Raw genomic sequence first — 22,159 nt, 5'->3', positions numbered from 1 at the left:
CCTGTCTTCGTACCTCCCACCCTCCGTCCGTTCCTCCCCCGTTCCTCCGTCCGTTCCTCCCCCGTCCCTTCGTCCGTTTCCTCCCCGTACCTCCGCCCCTTCTGTTCTCGTGCCCCCTCGGCCTCGACAGCCGACGTTCCTTCTCGACAAGGGAGACCTCATGACCCGTACCGTCGCCCAAGTGATCGTCGACGGTCTCGCGGACCTCGGCGTGGACCACGTCTTCGGCGTCGTCGGCGACGCCCTCAACCCCCTCACGGACGCCATCCGGACCACCGACGGCATCGAGTGGACCGGCTTCCGGCACGAGGAGGCGGCGGCGTTCGCCGCCGGGGCCCAGGCGCAGTTGTCGGGCCGGCTGGCGGTCTGCATGGGCACCGTGGGGCCCGGGTCGGTCCACCTGCTCAACGGCCTGTACGACGCCGCCAAGAGCGGCGCCCCGGTCCTGGCCGTCTGCGGCCAGGTGCCGCTGTCGGAGGTGGGCGGCGACTACTTCCAGGAAGTCGACAACGACCTCCTGTTCCGGGACGTGGCCGTGTACCGGGCCACCGTGACGTCCCCCTCCCAGATGCCGAGGCTGCTGGAGTCCGCGGTGCGCGCGGCCGTGACCCGCCGGGGCGTGGCGGTGCTGACCGTGCCCGGAGACGTCGGCGACCGGAAGGTGGAGGAGGACCGGCCGACGCGGTTCGCCCTGCCCCGCCCTGCCGTGACCCGCCCCGACGACCCGGCCCTGGCGGAGGCCGCCGAGGCGATCGCCGCCGGCTCCCGGATCACCCTGCTCGTCGGACGCGGCGCCCGGGACGCCCGCGAGGAGGTACTGCGCGCGGCCCAGCTCCTCTCCGCGCCCATGGTGCTCACGCTCAAGGGCAAGGAGGGCTTCGAAGCGGACAACCCGTACGGGGTCGGGCAGACCGGCCTGATCGGCAACCCCGCCGCCGCCCACGCCCTGGACACCTGCGACACCTTGATCATGCTGGGTACCGACTTCCCCTACCGCGAGTGGTATCCGGAGGACTGCCGCGTCGTGCAGATCGACGTCCGCGAGGAACACCTCGGCCGCCGCGTACCGGTCGACGTCGGACTCGCCGGGGACGTCGGCGCGACGCTGCGAGCCCTGTTGCCACTGCTCGGCCCGGTCGGCTCGCGGGCCCACCTGGACGAGGCACGCGAGCGGTTCCTGCGGTGGGAGGAGGGTCAGGCGGGCTTGGCCGATCCCGCCCATGACCGGCGCCTGCTCGGGCGGGTGCGGGCGATGTTCGACAACCGGGTCGAGGAGATCCGCCCGGAGGCCCTGGTGGCGGCGGTGGACCGGCACGCGGCCGACGACGCGATCTTCACCTCGGACACCGGAATGGCCACCGTCTGGCTGTCGCGTTTCGTCCGGATGCGCGGCGACCGCCGGCTGATCGGTTCGTACAACCTGGGCTCCATGGCCAACGCCATGCCGCAGGCCATCGGCGCCCAACTGTGGGCACCCGGACGCCAGGTCGTCGCCCTGTGCGGGGACGGCGGCCTGAGCATGCTGCTGGGCGACCTCATGACGATCCGGTCCGAGCGCCTGCCGGTCAAGCTGGTCGTCTTCGACAACCGCCGCCTCGGCATGGTCAAGCTGGAGCAGGAACAGGCCGGGCTCCCCGAGTTCGGGACGGTCCTCGACAACCCCGACTTCGCCGCGGTGGCCGAGGCCCTCGGGCTGACGGGCATCCGCGTCACCGACCCGGCGGACCTCGACGAGGCCGTACGCCGGGCGCTCGCGCTCCCGGGCCCGGTCCTCCTGGACGTGCTGACCAACCCGGCGGAGGTGGCCGTGCCGGGCAAGCCGACGGTGTCCCAGGGCTGGGGCTTCGCCATCGCCAAGATCAAGGAGAACCTGCCGTCCGGCGACAGTTGAGCCGTTCCGGCCCCCATCGGACGGCACTCGCGGCCGGTGAGGCGGCGACAGGGACTGCGCGGTGACGAATAGTTCAGCTGCCGCGATCCGCCGACCAACCGGCGGCAGCCGGCGTCCTGGGGTACCGGTCCCGCCGGCGTCCTGGAGCGCTGTGGACGCCGGCGGGCTCGGTAGCGGACCGGTTGCTCGCCGCGGACGTGACGGCCCGGCTGGGCCCCCGGCACCGGGGGCCCAGCCGCAGAGGCCCAGGGCCGGTCAGGCGTCGGTGACGGGGAAGGAGCTCAGCCTGATGTTGTCCACCGCCCAGAACCAGTTGTTGCCCGCGTGGTGGATCCGGAAGCCCACCTTCACCGAGCGCGCGTCGGCCGGGACCGGGAAGGAGGCGGTGACGAGACGGTTCTGCTGGTCGCGGCCGCCGTTGGTGTTCCCCGACGCCGCGCCGGAGTAGTGCAGCACCCGGGAGGTGGCACCGGTGTCGAAGACCACGGTCACCTCCGCCTCCTGCGGGCTCTCCTGCCGGTAGTGGGAGTCAAAGCCCAGGTACAGGGTCTCGGTCCCCGCCGGGATCACGACCGCGGGCGTCGTCAGCGTCGAATCGAAGGTGCCACGGCTGGACGGGCTGCCCGTGTCGTCCCAGTCGTCCGGGTCGGCGACGGCGACGATGCCCAGGGACCGGCCGAACGCCGCGCGTTCCTGGCCGGCCGGGAACCAGAACTGCCGGGACAGGAACGACCAGCCGTTGAGCTCCTCCGTGCCCTTCGGCATCCCGGGCGCGTTGGTGACCGTCCACCCCTCAGGTGCGGTCCGCGTCCAGCCCTTCAGTCCCGGACGGCTCAGGTCGGTGGCCGGGGCCAGCCGGTCGGCGAGGGACTCGAAGTCCTCGGCCATCAGGTAGCCGGTCATCACCGGACCCACACGGGTGGCCAACGACCCGGTCTGCTCCACCGCCGCGCCGCCCGCGGTGCGCGCGCCGATGGTCGCCTTCAGCGTCGCCGAGGTGCGGGCCGCCGATGCCGGGGCCGTGACCTCCCAGACCACCTTCACCGACGTGCGGGCCGGCACCGAGGCCGGGGTGCCGGAGGTCGCCTCGGCACGCCACCCGTCCGGTACGGCCAGCGCCGCCGACAGCGCGGTGAGCGGAACGCTCCCCGCGTTCGTGACGGTCGCGGTCACGGCCAGCGGCTTCTCCGGGTACAGCGCGCAGCCGTCGGTGTCGGGCGAACTCGCCGGCGCGGTCAGGGTGAGGCTCACCGCGCGGGCGACCTCGGCCCGGACCCGGGCGTCCGCGATCCGCAGCAGACCGTCGTCCTCGGCGTGGGCGGCGACGGTGAGCGTGGCGGCGGTGGCGTCCGCCGCGGGGGTGACGGTGAACCGCAGGTCGGCCGATCCGCCGCCGGGCAGGCTCCGCGGGACCGGCCCGGAGGGCTTCACCGTCCAGCCGGCCGGTGCCAGCAGGGACACCGCGAGGTCCCTCAGCCGTCCCGTGTCCTCAGTACGTACGCGTACCACCACGTCGGCGGGGCTGCCCTGCACGAACGGGGCGGTCAGCGGAGGCAACGGCTCCGGCAGGGTGAGCGCCGCGCTCAGCGCCGGCCCCGCACCGATCGCCGGGTCGGTACTGCCGGGTCCGCTGTCCGCGGGCCGGCCGGACATCCGGCGCAGGAAGCGCGGGTCGTCCTGGTCGAGCACCACGATGTCGTACCAGCCGTGCCGGGCGAGCGGTACGGACACGGTCCGCTTCCGACCGGGCGCCAGTCTGACGATCTGCACGCCGCCCTCGCCGCGCCTCGGGTGGGTGGACTCCCCCACCAGGAGTGTCCGAGTCCGCTTCGACGGGTTGCTGCATTCCACGTCCACGCTGCGGGCATGGGCACGCTCCACCACATGCGCCTCGGCACCGGTACCGGCGCCGCGCAGTTCCCACAGCGCCCAGCCGGGGCCGTGCACCTGGAGGTCGTAGCCCTCGGGACCGTACGGGAGGCTTCCGGTGGTGCTGTCCCGGCCGGCGACGGTCCAGGTCCGGGGGACGGTCCCGTCCCCCGGGTACGCGGTGATCGCGGCGGTCCGCCGCCCTTCGTTGCCGAGCCCCAGCCGCACCTCGGCGTCGGTGACGGTGGCGCGCAGCGAGAGCCGGTACGGGGAGGGCCGTGTGGGGCGGACGCCGTGCTCCTGGACGGGCCGCTCCTGCGTCGCGGGCGGCACCGGGTTCCATCGGCCGATCGGCGCCGGGACCGCGCCGGGCTGCTTCACCTCGGGCTGCCGGTAGCTGCGGTCGAAGTCGAACACGGAGGTCAGGTCACCGAAGACGCTGCGCCGCCAGGCGCTGATGTTGGGTTCCTGGACGCCGGTCCACTTCTCCAGGAACCGGATGACCGAGGTGTGGTCGAAGAGCTCGGAGTTCACGAACCCGCCGACCGTCCAGGGGGACACGACGGTCATCGGGACGCGCGGGCCGGGCCCGACGGGACGGCCGTTCACCCAGTCGTCTCCGTCGCCGGTGTCCGGTCTGGGGGCGGTCGGGGCGGGGACGTGGTCGAAGTAGCCGTCGTTCTCGTCGAAGTTGATGAACAGCGCGGTCTTCGACCAGGTCTCGGGGTCCGAGGCGATGGCGTCCAGCAGGTCGTAGACGAGGCCGGCGCTACCGACGGGCGTGGAGGAGCTGGGGTGTTCGGACAGTGCGGCCGTGGGCACCACCCAGCTGACCTTCGGGAGGGTCCCGGCCTTGATGTCGGCCTTGATCCGGGTGAGCAGGGTGCCCGGTTCGGAGCGGTGGGCGCCGCGGAGGAACAGCCGACGCTCGTCCTCGGGGAGGGCGTCGACGGCGGTACGGAACCGGGCCAGGTCGGCCTGGCGCTCGCCGGCGCTCTTCGCCCACAGCTTGTCGTAGAACTCCTCGGTCGTGGCGTAGGAGAACCCGGCGGCGGTGAGGATCTTCCGGCCGATCCGCTTCCACGGCTTGAAGTACTCCACCGCGTTGTCGGTGAAGTTGTCCCACTCCTGGTAGATCTGCCAGGACACTCCGGCGGCCTCCAGGCGCTCCGGGTAGGTGGTCCAGTCGTAGCCGGCGTGGCTGTAGGAGTACGCGGCGTTGGTGACGGCCCGGCCCCCGCCGTTGGGTTCGAACCCGGTCGTGCCGGTCCACAGGAAGTTGCGGTTGGGGTTCGTGGAGCCGAAGACGGAGCAGTGGTAGGCGTCGCAGATGGTGAAACGGTCGGCGAGTTCGTACTGGAGGGGGATGTCGCGCCGGTCGTAGTGGGCCATGGTGCTCTGCCCCTTGGCCGCGATCCAGTCGTTCCACCAGCCGTTCGCGCGGGCCTGTACCCCGTCGGCGAAGCCGTGCGGCAGCGAGCCGAGGTACTGGATGTCGCTCTCGGGCCGGCCTGCGTCGACGGCCGCCTGCCGGGCGGAGAACGGCAGGACGGCGGGCCCGCCGGAGCGGGGCTGCTCGAACACGCTCGCGCCGTCCGGCAGTCGCAGCGCTCTCCGGTCGCCGAAGCCGCGGACACCCCTGAGCGTGCCGAAGTAATTGTCGAAGGAACGATTCTCCTGCATCAGCACGATGACGTGCTCGACGGCCCGGAGGCCACCACGCGGCATGGGGGCGGCCATGGCCGTCAGGAGGGAGGGCGGCAGGACGGAGAGCGCGGAGCCCGCGGCGAGGGTGCCGAGGACCTTACGGCGTGAGAAGTCGGACATGGCGGGGACGCTAAGGCGTGGCACGGCACCTCCGAAACCCGTCGCGCCAGGGGTTCGCTCACTGTTCACGCCGGCGACTCGTACGAAATCCGCAGGTCAAGGCCATGATCACGCGGGGCGTGGATACGACGGGAGCATGGACCGCACGCCCGGTCCAGTCGTCCGAGCCCGTCCTGCGGCTCCTCGGCCCCGTCGATGCCCAGCGTGGTGAGGACGCGGTGGAGCGCGTCGAGGCGAAGCTGGTGCGACGTGAACTCGACGTATGCCCGCACGGAGCGCTCTCCACTGGCGTGACAGCCGACGGCCGACACGGGCGGGCTGCCGCTCACGTGCAACATCGGGATGGCCCACTCACGGTCGCCGTCACACCAGTCGGGCCTCACGACCGCCAGCGCCTGCGACAGCGAAGGGGGCCGTCCACCGGCCACAATGAGAGGCATGGTCAATGAGGGGAACACCGGCCTCGCACTGCCGCGGGGCGCGACGGGCTTTTTCGTGCCGAAGGATGGCCCGGTTCCGGAAACCGATCTACGGGCCTTCCGAGGCGCTCTGCACGCCGCTGCCCGAGCCGTCGGAGGCCAGGTCGGCGAGATCCAGGTCCAGGAGTACCCCGTGACCTTCCACACCGCCTCGGTCGTCGACCGCACGCGCGAGCGCGTCGTTCTGTGTCACGCCCACCACCCCTGGATCGCCTTCGCTCAAGAACGCCGGACCTGGTACGCGGAGGAGTTCGCCCCCATTCCCGCGTGGTCCTCCCACTTCACGGAAGCAGGCTTCGTGCTTCTGAGCGATGAGCGGCTCGCAACGCCTCTCTCGGACATCGACACCTCGATGCTGACGCGGAACGAGTGGCGTCACATTCGCTCCTACGGCATCACCACGCTGGGTGGGGCACTCTTCAACGCCTGGGACTGACGACCGAGCCCCCGTACACCGTGCCGCGCGATGTCAGCGGGCGGCCGCGACGAGCAGCGGGACGAGCGTGCGGCCCTCCAGGGTCCGTCGGTGTGCCCCGCGCCGCTCGGCGTGCACGCTGCGTCGGGCCAGGCACAGCGTCCCGGCCGGCACTCCGCACGTCGGGCAGGGAACACCGAACGCGCCGTGCCCGTACAGGCGCTGTGTCTCGTACGCGGCGTCCAGGACCGCGTCGGCGATCCGGTCGCCGAAGGACGGTGCGCGGCGCGGCGTGAGGGTCGGGCTCATGGCGGGTCAGTCTCCTGAGTTCGGCGGAGGTAGGCGTCGTCAGGTCGTCCCGGGACCCCGGCTCCGCCGCCGTTCACCCGACGGCACGTTGGGGAGCCCTGGTTCACGACTCGACTGCGATGAGCACCGTTCTACGGGATGGGTCTGACATTGAGGGGCGGAGCCGGTTCCTGGGGCCCTGACTCCGGCGGCCTGGCAGCCGGTTCTGGCGGCGCTGACCGCGGGACTGACGGACGCCCGCCATTTCCCTGGACGGTCAGGTGCGGCAGCACATGCCTGACCGTCGAGCCTCGCTCACTCGAATCCCCCACATGCCGCTTTTGCCCCTTCCCAACAGTGACGCAGCTCACTCTCCGTAGCGCGTTGCGCATGGATCGCAGAGGTCAGGGCAGGTGGCCGGATCGCCGGACACCCGGCAGGGGGACTCGGAAAACGGAAGGCCAGACGCGACGTGACGGCAGCACAACAGACCATCCATGTGGGCGGAGAGTGGCGCGCAGCCCTGTCCGGAGCCACGCGCGAGATCATCGACCCCGCCGACGCGACCGCCTTCGCGATCGTGGCCGAGGGCGGTGTCCAGGACACGGACGACGCCGTGGCCGCGGCGCGGGCCGCGTTCGACGACGGTTCCTGGCCCCGTACGCCGGTCGCCGAGCGCGCCGCCCTCCTCAGGCGGGTCGCCGACCTGCTGAAGCGCGACCGTGAGCGGATCGGCGCTCTGGAGAGCCAGGACGCGGGCAAGACACTGGAGGAGGGCCTCGTCGACGTCGACTGCGTCCGCGACGCCTTCCTCTACTTCGCCGACCTCGTCGCGAACGAGGACGGTGGCGGGCGGGTCGTCGATGCCGGATCGGACGAGATCCGCAGCGTCGTCGTGCACGAGCCCGTCGGGGTCTGCGCCCTGATCACGCCGTGGAACTACCCGTTGCTCCAGGCCAGCTGGAAGATCGCGCCCGCCCTCGCCGCCGGCAACACGTTCGTGATCAAGCCCAGCGAGATCACCCCGCTGAGCACCGTCGTCCTGGTCGAACTGCTCCTGGAGGCCGGACTGCCACTGGGCGCGGCCAACGTCGTGACCGGCCCCGGCGATACCGTCGGTGCGCGGCTCGCCGAGCACCCGGACGTCGACCTCGTCTCGTTCACGGGCGGTCTCGTCAGCGGGACGAAGGTCGCCAGGGCGGCTGCCGACAGCGTGAAGAAGGTCGCCCTCGAACTGGGCGGCAAGAATCCCAACGTCGTCTTCGCCGACGCCTGTGCGACGCCCGAGGGGTTCGACACCGCCGTCGACCAGGCCCTCAACGCCGCGTTCATCCACAGCGGCCAGGTCTGCTCCGCCGGCTCCCGTCTCATCGTCGAGGCCTCTCTGCGGGAGCGCTTCGTCGCCGAACTCTCCCGGCGTGCGGCCCACATCAGGCTCGGACGCGGCACCGACGAGGGCGTGGAGTGCGGTCCGCTGGTGTCCGCCGCGCAGCTGGCGAGGACCGAGGAGTACGTCGCCTCGGCCCTCGGCGAGGGGGCGGTGCTGCGGGCGGGCGGCGAGCGACCGGCCGGGGCGGGCTACTTCTACCGGCCCACGGTCCTCGACCGCTGCCACCGGCGCATGCGGGTCGTCCGCGAGGAGGTCTTCGGGCCCGTCCTCACCGTGGAGACCTTCGAGACGGAGGCCGAGGCCGTCGCCCTCGCCAACGACACCGAATTCGGCCTCGCCGGAGCGGTGTGGACCGCCGACGAGGACCGCGCCCAGCGCGTCGCGGCCCGGCTGCGCCACGGCACCGTGTGGATCAACGACTTCCACCCGTACCTGCCACAGGCGGAATGGGGCGGCTTCGGGAAGTCCGGCATCGGCCGGGAACTGGGCCCCGGCGGTCTCGCCGAGTACCGCGAGACCAAGCACATCTACCGGAACCTCGCTCCGCGCCCCGTGCGCTGGTTCGCGGGCGAGACGCGGAAGGACCAGGCATGAACGACCAGCACGTGTACGACTACGTCGTCGTCGGCGGCGGCACCGCGGGTTCGGTGATCGCCTCCCGGCTGACCGAGGACCCGAACGTCACCGTCGCCGTCATCGAGGGCGGCCCCAGCGACGTCGGCCGCGACGACGTCCTCACCCTGCGCCGCTGGATGGGTCTGCTCGGGGGCGAGCTGGACTACGACTACCCCACCACGGAGCAGCCCCGGGGCAACTCGTACATCCGGCACAGCCGGGCCCGCGTGCTGGGCGGCTGCTCCTCGCACAACACCCTCATCGCGTTCAAGCCCCTTCCCTCCGACTGGGACGAGTGGGCCGAGGCCGGTGCCGAGGGTTGGGACGCCGCCGCGATGGCCCCCTACTTCGCCCGGCTGCGCAACAACATCGTTCCCGTCGACGAGGCCGACCGGAACGCGATCGCGCGGGACTTCGTCGACGCGGCGCAGACCGCGCTCGGGGTGCCCCGCGTCGAGGGCTTCAACCGCGAGCCGTTCCACGAGGGCGTCGGCTTCTTCGACCTCGCCTACCACCCGGAGAACAACAAGCGGTCGTCCGCCTCCGTCGCCTATCTCCACCCGTTCCTGGACCGGTCGAACCTGCACATCGCCCTGGAGACCTGGGCGTTCCGGCTGGAGTTCGAGGGCACCCGGGCGACCGGCGTGCACATCCGGGCGAAGGACGGCACGGAACACGTCGTGCGCGCCCGGCGCGAGATCCTGGTGTGCGCGGGCGCCGTGGACACGCCGCGCCTGCTGCTGCACTCCGGCGTCGGGCCGCGCGCCGATCTCGAGAAGCTCGGCATACCCGTCGTGCACGACCTGCCGGGCGTCGGGGAGAACCTGCTCGACCACCCCGAGTCGGTCATCGTGTGGGAGACCCACGGCCCGATCCCGGAGAACTCCGCGATGGACTCCGACGCCGGTCTCTTCGTCCGCCGGGACCCGGAGTCCGAGGGACCGGACCTGATGTTCCACTTCTACCAGATCCCCTTCACCGACAACCCCGAGCGTCTGGGCTACGAACGGCCCGCGCACGGCGTGTCGATGACACCGAACATCCCCAAGCCGCGCAGCCGCGGCCGGTTGTACCTGACGAGCGACGACCCCGAGGTGAAGCCCGCCCTGGACTTCCGGTACTTCACCGACGAGGACGACTACGACGGACGGACCCTCGTCGACGGGATCCGCATCGCCCGGCAGATCGCGGCGAGCGAACCCCTGGCCGGCTGGCTGAAGCGCGAGGTGTGCCCGGGGCCGGAGATCACCTCGGACGAGGAGCTCAGCGCCTACGCCCGGCACGTCGCGCACACCGTCTACCACCCGGCCGGCACCTGCCGGATGGGTGCCGTCGACGACGAACTCGCCGTCGTCGCACCCGACCTGAGGATCCGGGGCCTCGACGGCATCCGGATCGCCGACGCGTCCGTCTTCCCGACCATGCCCGCCGTCAACCCCATGATCGGCGTGCTCATGGTCGGCGAGAAATGCGCCGACCTGCTGGGAGGTACGACCCGATGAGCATGCCGTACGCCCCGACCCGCGCCACCGCGCCGTCCCCGCCCGCCGCACGGTCCGTCTTCTCCGTACGTGGTCTGTGGAAGGTGTTCGGGCCCAAGGCCGAGCGGGTGCCCGACGACCAGGAGCTCGCGCGGCTCGGCGCGGCCGAGCTGCGGGAGCGTACCGGCTGCACCGCCGCTGTCCGCGACGTCTCCTTCGACGTCGCGAAGGGTGAGGTCTTCGTCGTCATGGGCCTGTCGGGCTCGGGCAAGTCGACGCTCGTACGCTGCCTGACCAGGCTGATCGAGCCGACCTCGGGCACGGTCTCCATCGACGGCGAGGACGTCCTGTCCATGGACCCCGGCCGGCTCCGCGAACTGCGCCGGCACCGGGCGGCGATGGTCTTCCAGCACTTCGGTCTGCTGCCGCACCGCACCGTGCTCGACAACGTCGCGTACGGCCTGGAGATCCAGGGCGTGGGTCGCGGTGAACGGCGTGAGCGGGCGGCGGAATTCGTCGCCAAGGTCGGCCTCGCGGGCATGGAGCAGCGCAGACCTGGCCAGTTGTCCGGCGGTCAGCAGCAGCGGGTCGGTCTGGCCCGCGCTCTCGCCGTGGACCCCGAAGTACTGCTGTTCGACGAGCCGTTCAGTGCGCTGGACCCGCTCATCCGCCGGGACATGCAGGAGGAGGTCGTGCGCCTGCACCGGGAGGAGGGACGCACGATGGTCTTCATCACGCACGACCTGAGCGAGGCGCTGAAGCTCGGCGACCGCATCGCGCTGATGCGCGACGGCCGGATCGTGCAGCTCGGTACGCCGGAGGAGATCGTGGGCTCCCCCGCCGACGACTACGTCCGTGACTTCGTCCGTGACGTGCCGCGCGAGCAGGTGCTGACCGTGCGCTCGGCGATGCGCCCCGCGCTCGCGGAGGAACACGAGGCCGGCCCGGCGCTCGCCCCCGACGCCACCGTCCAGGAGGCCATCGAAGCCGTCGCCCGGACGGGCGAGAACGCCCGGGTGGTCGAGGACGGCCGGTGCCTCGGCGTGGTGGACCACGCGGGACTCCTGGGTGTCGTCGCCGGCGTACCGGCCGCGGCGGGGAAGGGGGTGGCCTGATGCACTCCCCTACGACCTCGCCGCCGCCGGGCGGCACCACCGGTGCCGGCGCCCGGGGAGAGCGCCGTGGCACCGGACGCCCCCGCGCGGCCTTCGGCGCCTCCGGTTCCGCCGGTGACGCCGGTCGCCTCGGCAGCGCTCCGGCCGGCGGGGACACCAGCCGCCGCCCCGTGTGGCCCGTGCGGCGCACGAGCGGCCCGGGGCGGTGGGTGCGATGACCGTGACCGTCACCCCCGCCCCTTCCGGCCGGACGGCCACCGGCACTGCCGTCGACGACGCCGACGGCGCCGCGACCCGTGACGCCCGGCCCGGGACGCTGCGCGCGCTCGCGCGGCACCGCGGCCGCCTGATCGGCGCCGGCACGGCCCTCGGCCTGCTTCTCGGCGCCGTACTCCTGGGCGGCGGCGGATGGCCGGGAGCGCTGGCCGTCGACGTGTCCGCGCCGCTCGGGCGCGCCAGCGACTGGATCATCGACCACCGCGACAGCCATCCGGTGTTCCTCTACTTCCTCGGTCACGTGAGCAACCTCGTGGTCGTGTCCGTCCGCGCGGTGTACCTGGCGCTGCTGGCCGCCGGCTGGGCCGGCGTCGTCGCGGCCGCCGGCCTGGTGGCCTGGCGTGTCGCCGGTGTCCGGCTCGCGCTGGCCTGCGTCGTCGCCCTCGGCGGGTGTGGACTGCTCGGCATGTGGGTGCCCACCATGCAGACGCTCGCGCTGATGGTGGTCGCCGTCGCCGCGTCGGTGCTGCTCGGTGGTCTCCTCGGGCTCGCCGCCGGCCTGTCGGACCGGATGCACCGGGTGCTGCGACCGGTCCTCGACACGATGCAGGTGCTGCCGGCCTTCGCGTACCTGCTTCCGGTCGTGCTGGTCTTCGGCATCGGCGTGCCCGCGGCCGTCCTCGCCACGGTCGTCTACGCCGCCCCGCCCATGGCCCGGCTCACCGCGCTCGGACTGCGCGGAGCAGACGCCGGTGTCATGGAGGCGTCCGCGTCGCTCGGCGCCACCGCGAGGCAGCGGCTGCTGACCGCTCGGCTGCCCCTGGCCCGCAAGGAGCTGCTGCTCGGCGTCAACCAGTCGATCATGATGGCCCTCGGTATGGCCGTGATCGCGTCCGTCATCGGTGCGGGCGGCCTCGGCGACCGCGTGTACCAGGCGCTGGCCTCGGTCGACGTCGGTGCCGCGCTCGCCGCCGGTGTGCCGGTGGTGCTGCTCGCCGTCGTCCTGGACCGCGTCACCGCCGCGGCGGGAGCACGGATCGGCGCGCCGCCGGTCCCCCGCGCGCGGCTCGGCTGGGCCGTCGCCGTCGTGGTGACCGCCGCCGTCGCGATCGCGGGGAGCCTGTCCGGCCGGCTCTCCTGGCCCGCCGCGTGGACGGTGGACGTCGCCGGGACCGTCAACCGGGCCGTGGACTGGATGACCGCCCACCTCTACTCCGGTGTGCCCCTCGTCGGGGGGACCGCCGACTGGGCGGGGCGGTTCACCGTCTGGGTCCTCAACCCGCTGCGCGACGGTCTTCAGTGGCTGCCCTGGTGGGCGGTGCTCATCGGCGTCGGCGCGCTCGCCCTGCTCATCGGAACCTGGCGCACCGCGGCGACCGCCGTCCTCGCGATGGGCGTGATCGGTGTGCTCGGGGTCTGGACCCCGGCGCTCGACACGCTGTCCCAGGTCCTGGCCGCCGTCGCCGTGACCCTGGTGCTCGGCGTCGCCCTCGGGGCCGCCGCGGCTCGCAGCAGCCGGTTGGGGCGCGTGCTCCGTCCGGTGCTCGACGTCTTCCAGACGCTCCCGCAGTTCGTGTACCTGATCCCCGTGGTCGCCCTGTTCGGGGTGGGCCGCGCCCCGGCGGTCGCGGCGGCGGTGGTCTACGCGCTGCCCGCGGTGGTACGGATCACGGCCCAGGGCGTGCGCGCCGTGGACCCGGCGGCCCTGGAGTCCGCCCGGTCGCTCGGAGCGACCGGCCGCCAGCAGCTCCTCCAGGTCCAGCTGCCGTTGGCCCGGCCCGCGCTGCTGCTCGCCGTGAACCAGGGGGTCGTGCTCGTCCTCGCCGTGGTCGTCATCGGCGGCCTCGTGGGCGGGGGCGCGCTCGGCTACGACGCGGTCTTCGGCCTCGCCCGGGGCGACCTGGCGACCGGTCTGGTCGCCGGTGCCGCGATCGTCTGCCTCGGTCTGGCGCTGGACCGGGTGACCCAGCCCACGGAACGCCGTGAGCTCGCCGGAAAGGGGGCCTGACATGGCTCGCACACGTGACGCCGCTCTCGCGGCCGCCGTCGCGCTGACCGCACTCACCGGTTGCGGCGCCGCCGACATGACCCGTCAGACCTCCCCGTACGCCGCTGCCGAAGGCTCCCGCACGGTGACCCTGTCCGTGCAGTCGTGGGTGGGCGCGCAGGCCGACGTCGCCGTCGCCCAGTACCTGCTGGAGCACGAGCTCGGCTACCGGGTCGACACCGTCCAGATCGACGAAGTGCCGGCCTGGGACGCACTCAGCCAGGGCCGGGTCGACGCCATCCTGGAGGACTGGGGCCACCCGGACCAGGAGAAGCGGTACATCGACGACAAGGGGACGATCGAACGGGGCGGCGATCTCGGGGTGACCGGTCACATCGGCTGGTTCGTGCCCACGTACTTCGCCGAGCAGCACCCGGACGTCACCGACTGGAAGAACCTGAACAAGTACGCCGAGGCGTTCCGCACCGCGGAAAGCGGCGGCAAGGGCCAGCTGATGGACGGCTCCCCGTCCTACGTCACCAACGACAAGGCGCTCGTGGACAGCCTCGGCCTCGACTACCAGGTCGTGTTCGCGGGCTCGGAAGCGGCGCAGATCACGCAGATCAAGCAGTTCGCCAAGGAGCGGAAGCCGTTCCTGACCTACTGGTACAAGCCCCAGTGGCTGTTCGAGAAGGTCCCGATGACGGAGGTGAAGCTGCCGGCCTACAAGGAGGGCTGCGACGCCGACCCGGAGAAGGTGGCCTGCGCGTACCCGCACACGCCGCTCCAGAAGTTCTTCAACGCCCGCTTCGCCGAGGGCGGGGGCGACGCCGCCGCCTTCCTGAAGAGGTTCCGGTGGACGACCGACATGCAGAACGACGTCGCCCTGATGATCGCCGAACAGAAGCTGACGCCGCGGGAGGCGGCCGGCCGATGGGTGAAGGACAACGAGTCCACCTGGCGGGCGTGGCTCCCGTCCTGACGCGTACGGGAAGACGGCTGGGCACGCCGGACCTGCGACTCGCGGCCGTCAGGCGCCCGTGGCGGTCAGCTCTCCCACCCAGTGCCCAGCTTCGAAGAGGGGTGTGTCGGCGCCGCGGAGTGGCCCGGTCGACAGCTTCCGCTTTCCCTTTTCCTCGCTCACCCAGAACGTCAAAGCGGAGGTGCTCTTGGCGCAGCCCGATGGCTGCTTGCTGTCCGCGAGCTCCGCGGGCGCGGTGCGGAGCCGGGCCGACTCCTGGGAGAACACCTCCGCCTTGTACGCGCACCTCTCCCCCATCACATTGGTGGACACGAGACGGATGTCGCGTTTCGTCACCCCCTCGCCCATCGTGACTTCGAAGCGGTAGGTGCCGTCCTCTCCCCGGCCGCCCCACGAGCCCCGGAAGTTCTCGGGCAGCGCGCCCTTGGCGGGCGGTACCTTCTCGAACATCTGGGGTTTGTAGGAGGTGGTCCCGTCGTTTTGGTGGTCGTAGAAGCCCGGGTCGTGCTCCCACTCGAAGGCACCGTTCCATACGGCTACGAAAGCCCCCGTACCGTCCGGGGCCGAGGGGCCGTAGTCATCGGTGTTGTCCACGCAACGTTCCGCTTCGGACTTGGGGATCGCCCTCTTCAGCCGGCTCGTGCCGAGCGCGATCGCGTCGCTCTTGGACTGGGTGATGGTGCTTTCCCAGACGCACAGCCGCTCCTCGTTCAGCAGGGAGTACTCGGCGGTGCCTTTCGCGTCGACGAGCAGGCGCGCCAGCACCCCCTCGATGCGGAGGTCGTCCCTGTCCCTCAGGGCGAGCGGCGCCTCCCAGCTTCCCTGCAACGCCTTCGGGGCACTCTGCGACGGCGATTCCCCCGTCCCGCCCTGCCACGGGCGTAGCGCGAGCAGGCCGCCGACGGCTACGAGCACGACGACGGCCGCCGTCCCCGCCACGACGGCCGGGCGACGCCGCCGGTCCGGGGCCTGCGCTGGAACGTGCGAGCGGGCCGTTTCCTCGAATCCCGGCCCCACCGTGGGCGCGTACGCGAGCGCGTCCGAGGGGGACGCGGCAGGTGCTTGCACCGGATGACGCTCGGGGGGCGTTCGCACGGGCTGAGGTGTGGCGGGCGCTTGCGTGGGCCGGGGTGCGGGCACAGGCCGGGCGGGCGCAGACGGAGCGGGGCCCTGGCCCGGCACGAGGGCCGTGTGCGGCCGCAGCGGGTCGAAGTCCAGCAACTGTGCCGCGTGCCGCCCCAGCCGACCGAGTAGCGCGCCTGGCAGCCATTCGTCGGCGCCCTCCGCGGCGGTGCGGGCGGCGACCTGCTCCGGCGTGGGGCGTTGTGCCGGGTCCTTCCGCAGGCACTCCCGTACGAGTTCGAGAAGCGCCTCAGGCAGCCCGTCCAGGTCCGGCTCTTCCTCGGCGACCCGGAACAATTGGGCGTGCAGCCCGTTGCCGGTCGCCCCGAAGGGCTGGCGCCCCGTGGCGGCGTAGGCGAGGACCGACCCCAGGCAGAACACATCGGAGGCGGGAGTGACTTGGAGGCCGCGCACCTGCTCCGGCGACATGAAGCCAGGTGAGCCGATCACCATGCCCGTACGGGTCTGCAGGCTGTCCCCGCTGATGCTGTCCAGCGCCCGGGCGATACCGAAGTCGATGACCCGAGGTCCGTCCACGGTGACCAGGACGTTCGACGGCTTGAGGTCACGGTGGACGAGCCCCGCCTCGTGGATGGCCCGCAGGGCGAGCGCGAGCCGGTTCGCCAGGACCCGCACCGACTGCTCGGGCAACGGCCCGTGCTGCTCGGCCACGACGGCATGCAGATCGGGTCCGGGAATGTACTGGGTCGCGACCCAGGGCGTCGCCGCCTCCGTGTCCGCGTCGAGCACGGCCGCGGTCCAGGACCCACCGACCCGCTTCGCGGCGGTGACCTCGCGCGCGAACCTCGCCCGGAACTCGGTGTGCTGGGCGAACTCGGTCTGCACGACCTTGACCGCGACAGTGCGCCCGCCTTCGGAGCGGGCGAGGTAGACCCGGCCCATTCCGCCGGCGCCTAAGCGGGCGATGAGGCGGTAGGGGCCTATGTAGGGCGGGTCTTCGGCGGTCAACTGATCCACGAGCAAGGAGGGTAGCCCAACTGCCCCACGGCGAGCAGGGAACGGTCCGCATCGGCTGCACGTCACTCCGACGACACACCCGTTGCCAACGGCCGACTGTTCTGGAATGAGGCCGTCCGACCTGCCGCCGTTACGTCAACGTCGTTGACCGGACTTGGTGTGACTTGCTTAGGTCTGCCGTACCGCCGACGCGCCAGCCCTGCAGCCTTACGGAGTGCCGTGATTGCCTCAGAGTCGCAGACCGTAGCCGGGCCGGGATTCGCTCCTGGTCTCGACTTCGCCTTCGAGATCCGTGTCCTCCTCGCCCCCTCTCTGCACATCGGGCATGGTGCCGGCGAGGTAACCGAGTACGTCCCCATCACCGGGGGCACCGTCGATGGCCCTCGCCTGAGCGGCACCGTCCTGTCCGGTGGAGGCGACTGGTGCGACAGACGCCGCGGGGTCTATCAGCTCGACGCCCGATATCTCCTTCAAGCCGATGACGGAGCGGTCATCGACATCACCAATCGCGGTTACTACCACGAGGACGATCCCACGTGCCCTGCCCAGTACGACGGCGACCTGCGGGTGTCCGAGGCGGGCGTGTACTACCGCACCTCCCCCGTCTTCCGTACCGACGCCCCCGCCCATCTCTGGCTGGCCCGGACCGTCTTCATCGGTCTCGCCCGCGGCGACGACACGGAGGTCGCCATTCGCTTCTACTCCGTGTCCTGACCGCCGGAGAGAAAAGCTCCCGCCGGCGCGACCGAAAGCCAGGCCACCCGCGTCGAGCCCTCCGAACCGAAGATGCTCCTGTCGGCTTCGACGCGGTCGTCGAGGGTGTACCCGATCGTGTCCCGGGGCGTCTCAGCAGTGATGATCGTCTCGATCATCAGCGGCGCGGCACGTGCTCCGCGGAACCGCCGCAGCCTCAGAACATCCGATGGCCCTGGACCAGGGCGGTCTTGGTGCCGTCGTTCCGGACGAGACGGAGCTTCTTGACGCCGCTGCGGTTCGCGGCGACGAGGAAGGACGGGCCGGCGACCACGGCCAGGGCGACCAGTCCGAAGAGGATGCCCACGAGGTCGGACGACTTCGTGTCGCCCTCCTCGACGGTCTGGCCGCCGAGGTGGAAGAGCATCGGGACGGTGACGAGGAGCGAGAGGAGCACCAGCCAGCCCACCGCACGATAGATCAGCTTCTTGCGCCGCGCCTTGGCCACGCTCTCCACCTGGACGGAGAAATTCCGCGAGCAACGGGGGCAGGTGATCCCCACGCTCTGTTCACCGCTGCTCGGCCGGTCCGCGCCGCCGGTCGGCAGGTGCGCGACGCTCCACTTGACGGTGGTAACAGCCACCCCCTTGATGCTCACCCTGCAGCCGAGGCTCACGACGTACCGTTCACTGTTGAAGGATTGCGCCATCCCTGCCACCCCCAGGTGCCAGCCCTCGCGCGCATCGCGGGGCGGGCAGAGCTTAGCCGGGCTACTGCGGCGCGAACACCGGTTCGCGGTCCGCAGGGGCGCGAGCGGGGAGGCCGGGGCGGCCCCTGTCAGCCCGTACGTACCCATGCCTGGGTGGCCGCGAGTGCCGAGCAGCTCCCTGACAGCATCCGGCTGCCGAGGAGGCCGAGGGCCGAAGCCCCCGCGCTGAGACGGTTCATCATGCGGTGGCTGGGCGCCGCATCGGATCGGGCCTCATGAGCTTCACTGACTTTGCGCTCCTCGAACACCTCGGCCTCTCGGGGGCGCCGCTACCGGCCGGGGGTGGGACGGCGTGGCCCGTGACCGCGCCCGCCGCCTTCGTCGAAGAAGCCCTGCGGGGCGAAGACTGGACGCTCGTCGGCCGCCCAGGCCCGGCCACCCCACGGTGCGGGGCCACCTGCTCTGCTTCCTCCCCGGCCGATCGGATGTTCGACAGAGCCTCGGCGCCGTCGAGTTAGCCGAACGTCTGACCGAGCAGGTGGGTGGTGACGGGCCGGGACTTACCAGGGTGGGGGCGGGCATGCCAGTACGCGCCGGTTCATCCCCGCCCGCCCGTCGCGCCGCTGCGGCGAAGCATGCGCCCCCTCGCGAACCCCCGCGCGCCCTTCCGGCGGTCACGGGCAGGGGAAAGGATGAACGCACCGCACATGAACCCCGGTCGTCCGCACCCTGCCCCCGGGCGGGCGGACCCGCGGCGGAAGGAGCTCACGGTGTTGCTTCTCATCTCCCCGGACGGCGTCGACGAGGCGCTCGACTGTGCCAAGGCGGCCGAGCACCTCGACATCGTCGATGTCAAGAAGCCCGACGAGGGCTCGCTGGGCGCCAACTTCCCTTGGGTCATCAGGGAGATACGCGACGCCGTGCCTGCGGAGAAGCCTGTTTCCGCCACCGTCGGCGATGTGCCGTACAAGCCCGGCACGGTGGCGCAGGCGGCGCTCGGTGCGGTCGTCTCCGGGGCGACGTACATCAAGGTCGGGCTGTACGGATGCACGACGCCGGAGCAGGGCATCGACGTGATGCGGGCCGTCGTGCGGGCGGTGAAGGACCACAGTCCCACCGCGCTGGTCGTCGCCTCCGGGTACGCCGACGCCCACCGCGTGGGGTGCGTCAACCCGCTGGCGCTGCCGGACATCGCGGCCCGCTCCGGTGCCGACGCGGCGATGCTCGACACGGCGATCAAGGACGGGACGCGGCTGTTCGACCACGTACCGCCGGAGATCTGCGCCGAGTTCGTGCGCAGGAGCCACGATTCCGGTCTGCTCGCCGCCTTGGCGGGCAGCGTCCGGCAGGAGGACCTGGGGCCGCTGACCCGCATGGGGACGGACATCGTGGGCGTCCGCGGAGCGGTCTGCGAGGGCGGCGACCGCAATGCCGGGCGGATCCGGCCGGACCTGGTGGCGGCCTTCCGGGCTGAGATGGACCACCAGGCCCGGGTGTACGCCGGCGGCGCCCGGGGCACCCACTGACCTCCGGCGCGGGGAGGCCCGCGCCCGGCGGCGGCCCCGACGGCGGGGAGGCGCCGCCGCGCTTCACCGTGGTCGATCCGGCCACCGGGGATGTCGTCGGCGAGGCCCCGGACCTGGGGCCGGACGCGCTGGACGGCGTGGTGGCACGCGCCGCGGAGGCGTGGCGGGGGTGGCGCGCCGACTCCGCCGCCCGGTCGGCCGCGCTGCTCCGGGCTGCCGACGCCGTGGAGGCGGCCGGCGACGGGCTCGCCCGGCTCCTCACCCGGGAACAGGGCAAGCCGCTGGCCGAGTCGGCCGCGGAGGTCGCCCGGACGGCGGCTCGGCTGCGGTACTTCGCCGGCCTCGCCCCCCGGACCCGCAGGGTCGACGACGGGCGGCCCGTACGCAGCGAGGTGCGCTGGCGCCCGCTCGGGCCGGTCGCGGCGATCGTGCCGTGGAACTTCCCTCTCCAGCTGGCGGCGGCGAAGCTCGCGCCGGCCCTCGCGGCGGGCAACACGGTGGTCCTCAAGCCGTCGCCGTACACCCCGCTCGCCACCCTGGAGCTCGGACGGGTCCTGGCCCGCGTGCTGCCGGAGGACGTGCTGACCGTCGTGACCGGGCGTGAGCCGCTCGGTGCCCGGCTGGCGGCCCATCCGGGCATCCGGCATGTGACCTTCACCGGCTCGGTGCCCACGGGGCGCGCCGTCGCCGCGGCGGCAGGTCCGTCGCTCGCGCGGATCACGCTGGAACTGGGCGGCAACGACGCCGCCGTGATCCTCGACGACATCGACGTGGAGCGGATCGCGGAGCGCCTGTTCTGGGCGGCGTTTCGCAACTGCGGTCAGGTCTGCATGGCGGTCAAGCGCGTCTACGCCCCCGCCGGGCTGCACGCGCGGGTCGTCGAGGCCCTCGCGCAGTACGCGAAGAGCGTCGTCGTGGGACCGGGGCTCGCTCCGGGGACCCTGATCGGTCCGCTCAACAACGGCCCGCAGCTCGCCCGGGTGGAGAGCGTCACGGAGCGGGCGTTCGCGGAAGGGGCCAGGGCGGCGGCCGGCGGACATCGGCTGGACGGGCCGGGGCACTTCTACGCGCCGACCGTCCTCACCGACGTCCCGCCGGGGAGCGCTGTCGTGACCGAGGAGCAGTTCGGACCGGTGCTGCCGGTGCTGCCGTACCGGAGCGTGGACGAGGCCGTCGAGGCGGCCAACGGCACCGGCTTCGGGCTCGGCGGCTCCGTCTGGGGCACCGACCTCGACCGTGCCGGGGAGGTCGCGGACCGGCTCGAATGCGGCACGGTCTGGATCAACCACCATGCCGAGCTGTCCCTCGCCCAGCCCTTCGCCGGCATCAAGGACAGCGGCGTCGGCGTCGCGGGCGGCCCCTGGGGCCTGTACGGGAACCTGCGCCCGTTCGTCGTCCACCGGCCCGGGGAGGGGTGGGCATGAGGTTCCGCGCGGCGGTGCTGCGGGCGTACGAGGAGCCGTTCACCGTCGAGGAGGTCGCTCTGCGCGCGGATCCCGCGCCGGGCGAGGTGCTGGTCGCCGTCGCGGGCGCGGGGATGTGCCGCACCGACCTCGCCGTCCGGCGGTCCGCCGGCCGCAGCCCGCTTCCGGCGGTCCTCGGGCACGAGGGCGCGGGGGTGGTGGTGCGGTCCGGCGGCGGGCCCGACGTGGGGGTCGGCGTGGGTGACCACGTCGTGCTCTCCTTCGACTCCTGCGGCCGCTGCCGGAACTGCCTCGGCGCGGCGCCCGCCTACTGCGACTCCTTCGCCTCGCTCAACCTGTTCGGGGGGCGTGGCGAGGAGCCGCCCCGGCTCACCGACACGGCGGGGAAGGCGCTGGCGCCGCGCTGGTTCGGCCAGTCCTCGTTCGCCGAGTACGCGCTGGTCCCGGCGCGCAACGCCGTCCGCGTCGACCCGGCCCTGCCGATCGAGTTGCTCGGACCGCTCGGCTGCGGCTTCCTCACCGGCGCCGGAGCCGTGCTGAACACCTTCGGCGCGGGACCCGGCGACACCCTGGCCGTCCTTGGCGCGGGGGCGGTCGGCCTCGCCGCCGTGATGGCCGCGGCGGCGGCCGGCGTACGGACCGTGGCCGTCGACCGGCACCCCCGGCGACTCGCCCTGGCCGAACGGTTCGGCGCGGTCCCGCTCGACGCCACGACGGCAGGGCTGACCGAGCGGATCCGCCGCCTCACCGACGGCGGTGCGCAGTACGCCCTGGACACCACCGCTGCCCCCGCGCTCATCAACCACGCGCTGCACGCCCTGCGCCCCACCGGCACCCTCGGCCTCGTCGCGCGCCTCCACTCGCCGCTCGCCCTCGAGACGGGCACGCTCGACCGGGGCCGCGGCATCCGGCACATCTGCGAGGGCGACGCCGTGCCCGCGCTCCTGGTGCCCCGGCTGACCACCCTGTGGCAGGCCGGACGCTTCCCCTTCGACCAGCTCATCCGCACCTACCCGTTGTCCGCCGTCAACGAGGCCGAACGCGACTGCGAGTCCGGCCTCGTGGTCAAGCCCGTGCTGCTGCCGGAGCGCAGCCTCGGGTGACCGCGCGGGCGGCCGGCCAACCCCTGGGCCGGGCCGACCCCAGGCTGGG

The 22,159-nt window shown here is 72.5% G+C and carries 16 protein-coding genes; 11 read left to right on the top strand and 5 right to left on the bottom strand.

Annotated elements, in window-relative coordinates; all coding sequences use genetic code 11:
• Nucleotides 1-160: 160 nt before the first annotated feature.
• Complete coding sequence (locus tag ACZ3ZE_RS28125) at nt 161-1,891, top strand: thiamine pyrophosphate-dependent enzyme (protein ID WP_467261234.1); 1,731 nt, start codon at nt 161-163, stop codon at nt 1,889-1,891.
• A gap of 255 nt (nt 1,892-2,146) precedes the next feature.
• On the opposite strand, the gene ACZ3ZE_RS28120 is transcribed toward ACZ3ZE_RS28125, so the two are convergent.
• Nucleotides 2,147-5,587, bottom strand: coding sequence for a phosphocholine-specific phospholipase C (locus ACZ3ZE_RS28120; protein WP_467261232.1), 3,441 nt, complete (start codon nt 5,585-5,587; stop codon nt 2,147-2,149).
• A 438-nt stretch (nt 5,588-6,025) separates the two neighbouring features.
• Between ACZ3ZE_RS28120 and ACZ3ZE_RS28115 the strand changes: the two genes are divergently transcribed.
• Nucleotides 6,026-6,502 (top strand): hypothetical protein, encoded by a 477-nt coding sequence (locus ACZ3ZE_RS28115; RefSeq protein WP_363291592.1) that lies wholly within the window; start codon nt 6,026-6,028, stop codon nt 6,500-6,502.
• A gap of 33 nt (nt 6,503-6,535) precedes the next feature.
• Here ACZ3ZE_RS28115 and ACZ3ZE_RS28110 read toward each other — a convergent pair whose 3' ends face one another.
• Nucleotides 6,536-6,790 carry a zinc finger domain-containing protein gene (locus ACZ3ZE_RS28110; protein ID WP_361629353.1) on the bottom strand — a complete coding sequence of 85 codons (255 nt, stop codon included), beginning with the start codon at nt 6,788-6,790 and terminating at the stop codon, nt 6,536-6,538.
• Between the two features lie 451 nt (nt 6,791-7,241).
• On the opposite strand from ACZ3ZE_RS28110, the gene ACZ3ZE_RS28105 reads away from it, so the two are divergent.
• The 5 genes from ACZ3ZE_RS28105 to ACZ3ZE_RS28085 all read left to right on the top strand — a co-directional run bounded on the left by ACZ3ZE_RS28105 (nt 7,242) and on the right by ACZ3ZE_RS28085 (nt 14,555).
• The gene (locus tag ACZ3ZE_RS28105; RefSeq protein WP_442304866.1) at nt 7,242-8,753 is read left to right on the top strand and encodes an aldehyde dehydrogenase family protein; all 1,512 of its coding nucleotides are present in this window, start codon (nt 7,242-7,244) and stop codon (nt 8,751-8,753) included.
• Nucleotides 8,750-10,276, top strand: coding sequence for a GMC family oxidoreductase (locus tag ACZ3ZE_RS28100; RefSeq protein WP_467261230.1), 1,527 nt, complete (start codon nt 8,750-8,752; stop codon nt 10,274-10,276). Before ACZ3ZE_RS28105 ends, ACZ3ZE_RS28100 begins: the two co-directional genes overlap by 4 nt.
• Nucleotides 10,273-11,370 carry a quaternary amine ABC transporter ATP-binding protein gene (locus ACZ3ZE_RS28095; RefSeq protein WP_363291595.1) on the top strand — a complete coding sequence of 366 codons (1,098 nt, stop codon included), beginning with the start codon at nt 10,273-10,275 and terminating at the stop codon, nt 11,368-11,370. Before ACZ3ZE_RS28100 ends, ACZ3ZE_RS28095 begins: the two co-directional genes overlap by 4 nt.
• Before the next feature lie 214 nt (nt 11,371-11,584).
• Nucleotides 11,585-13,594 carry an ABC transporter permease subunit gene (locus ACZ3ZE_RS28090; RefSeq protein ID WP_467261228.1) on the top strand — a complete coding sequence of 670 codons (2,010 nt, stop codon included), beginning with the start codon at nt 11,585-11,587 and terminating at the stop codon, nt 13,592-13,594.
• Between the two features lies 1 nt (nt 13,595).
• Complete coding sequence (locus ACZ3ZE_RS28085) at nt 13,596-14,555, top strand: ABC transporter substrate-binding protein (protein ID WP_467261226.1); 960 nt, start codon at nt 13,596-13,598, stop codon at nt 14,553-14,555.
• Between the two features lie 48 nt (nt 14,556-14,603).
• Here the strand turns inward: ACZ3ZE_RS28085 and ACZ3ZE_RS28080 are convergent, their stop codons facing one another.
• Nucleotides 14,604-16,655, bottom strand: coding sequence for a serine/threonine-protein kinase (locus ACZ3ZE_RS28080; RefSeq protein WP_467261224.1), 2,052 nt, complete (start codon nt 16,653-16,655; stop codon nt 14,604-14,606).
• Nucleotides 16,656-16,874: 219 nt separating this feature from the next.
• On the opposite strand from ACZ3ZE_RS28080, the gene ACZ3ZE_RS28075 reads away from it, so the two are divergent.
• Complete coding sequence (locus tag ACZ3ZE_RS28075; protein WP_467261222.1) at nt 16,875-17,369, top strand: DUF3237 domain-containing protein; 495 nt, start codon at nt 16,875-16,877, stop codon at nt 17,367-17,369.
• Here ACZ3ZE_RS28075 and ACZ3ZE_RS28070 read toward each other — a convergent pair.
• Nucleotides 17,354-17,527, bottom strand: coding sequence for a hypothetical protein (locus ACZ3ZE_RS28070; protein ID WP_467261220.1), 174 nt, complete (start codon nt 17,525-17,527; stop codon nt 17,354-17,356). The two genes, ACZ3ZE_RS28075 and ACZ3ZE_RS28070, sit on opposite strands and share 16 nt — an antisense overlap.
• 38 nt (nt 17,528-17,565) lie before the next feature.
• On the bottom strand, nt 17,566-17,991 hold the full coding sequence (locus ACZ3ZE_RS28065) for a hypothetical protein (protein ID WP_467261218.1): 426 nt from the start codon (nt 17,989-17,991) through the stop codon (nt 17,566-17,568).
• A gap of 836 nt (nt 17,992-18,827) precedes the next feature.
• On the opposite strand from ACZ3ZE_RS28065, the gene ACZ3ZE_RS28060 reads away from it, so the two are divergent.
• The 3 genes from ACZ3ZE_RS28060 (at nt 18,828) to ACZ3ZE_RS28050 (ending at nt 22,110) form a co-directional block, all read left to right on the top strand.
• Nucleotides 18,828-19,583, top strand: a complete 756-nt coding sequence (locus ACZ3ZE_RS28060; protein ID WP_467261216.1) for a (5-formylfuran-3-yl)methyl phosphate synthase — start codon at nt 18,828-18,830, stop codon at nt 19,581-19,583.
• A gap of 68 nt (nt 19,584-19,651) precedes the next feature.
• A complete protein-coding gene (locus tag ACZ3ZE_RS28055) occupies nt 19,652-21,007 on the top strand; it encodes an aldehyde dehydrogenase family protein (protein WP_467261214.1) in 1,356 nt (451 codons plus the stop codon).
• Complete coding sequence (locus tag ACZ3ZE_RS28050; protein WP_467261212.1) at nt 21,004-22,110, top strand: alcohol dehydrogenase catalytic domain-containing protein; 1,107 nt, start codon at nt 21,004-21,006, stop codon at nt 22,108-22,110. Before ACZ3ZE_RS28055 ends, ACZ3ZE_RS28050 begins: the two co-directional genes overlap by 4 nt.
• The last annotated feature ends 49 nt before the right edge of the window (nt 22,111-22,159 follow it).

The organism is Streptomyces sp. NPDC023157 (assembly GCF_055560575.1).
The sequence above is the reverse complement of the archived record's forward strand: the minus strand, read 5'-3'. Positions and strand labels throughout refer to the sequence as shown.

Excerpts from the sequence above, each read along its gene's own strand:
- ACZ3ZE_RS28120 (WP_467261232.1), bottom strand. The coding sequence starts at position 5,587 with ATGTCCGACTTCTCACGCCGTAAGGTCCTCGGCACCCTCGCCGCGGGC.
- ACZ3ZE_RS28095 (WP_363291595.1), top strand. The coding sequence starts at position 10,273 with ATGAGCATGCCGTACGCCCCGACCCGCGCCACCGCGCCGTCCCCGCCC.
- ACZ3ZE_RS28100 (WP_467261230.1), top strand. The coding sequence starts at position 8,750 with ATGAACGACCAGCACGTGTACGACTACGTCGTCGTCGGCGGCGGCACC.
- ACZ3ZE_RS28050 (WP_467261212.1), top strand. The coding sequence starts at position 21,004 with ATGAGGTTCCGCGCGGCGGTGCTGCGGGCGTACGAGGAGCCGTTCACC.
- ACZ3ZE_RS28125 (WP_467261234.1), top strand. The coding sequence starts at position 161 with ATGACCCGTACCGTCGCCCAAGTGATCGTCGACGGTCTCGCGGACCTC.
- ACZ3ZE_RS28070 (WP_467261220.1), bottom strand. The coding sequence starts at position 17,527 with ATGATCGAGACGATCATCACTGCTGAGACGCCCCGGGACACGATCGGG.
- ACZ3ZE_RS28115 (WP_363291592.1), top strand. The coding sequence starts at position 6,026 with ATGGTCAATGAGGGGAACACCGGCCTCGCACTGCCGCGGGGCGCGACG.
- ACZ3ZE_RS28090 (WP_467261228.1), top strand. The coding sequence starts at position 11,585 with ATGACCGTGACCGTCACCCCCGCCCCTTCCGGCCGGACGGCCACCGGC.
- ACZ3ZE_RS28110 (WP_361629353.1), bottom strand. The coding sequence starts at position 6,790 with ATGAGCCCGACCCTCACGCCGCGCCGCGCACCGTCCTTCGGCGACCGG.
- ACZ3ZE_RS28085 (WP_467261226.1), top strand. The coding sequence starts at position 13,596 with ATGGCTCGCACACGTGACGCCGCTCTCGCGGCCGCCGTCGCGCTGACC.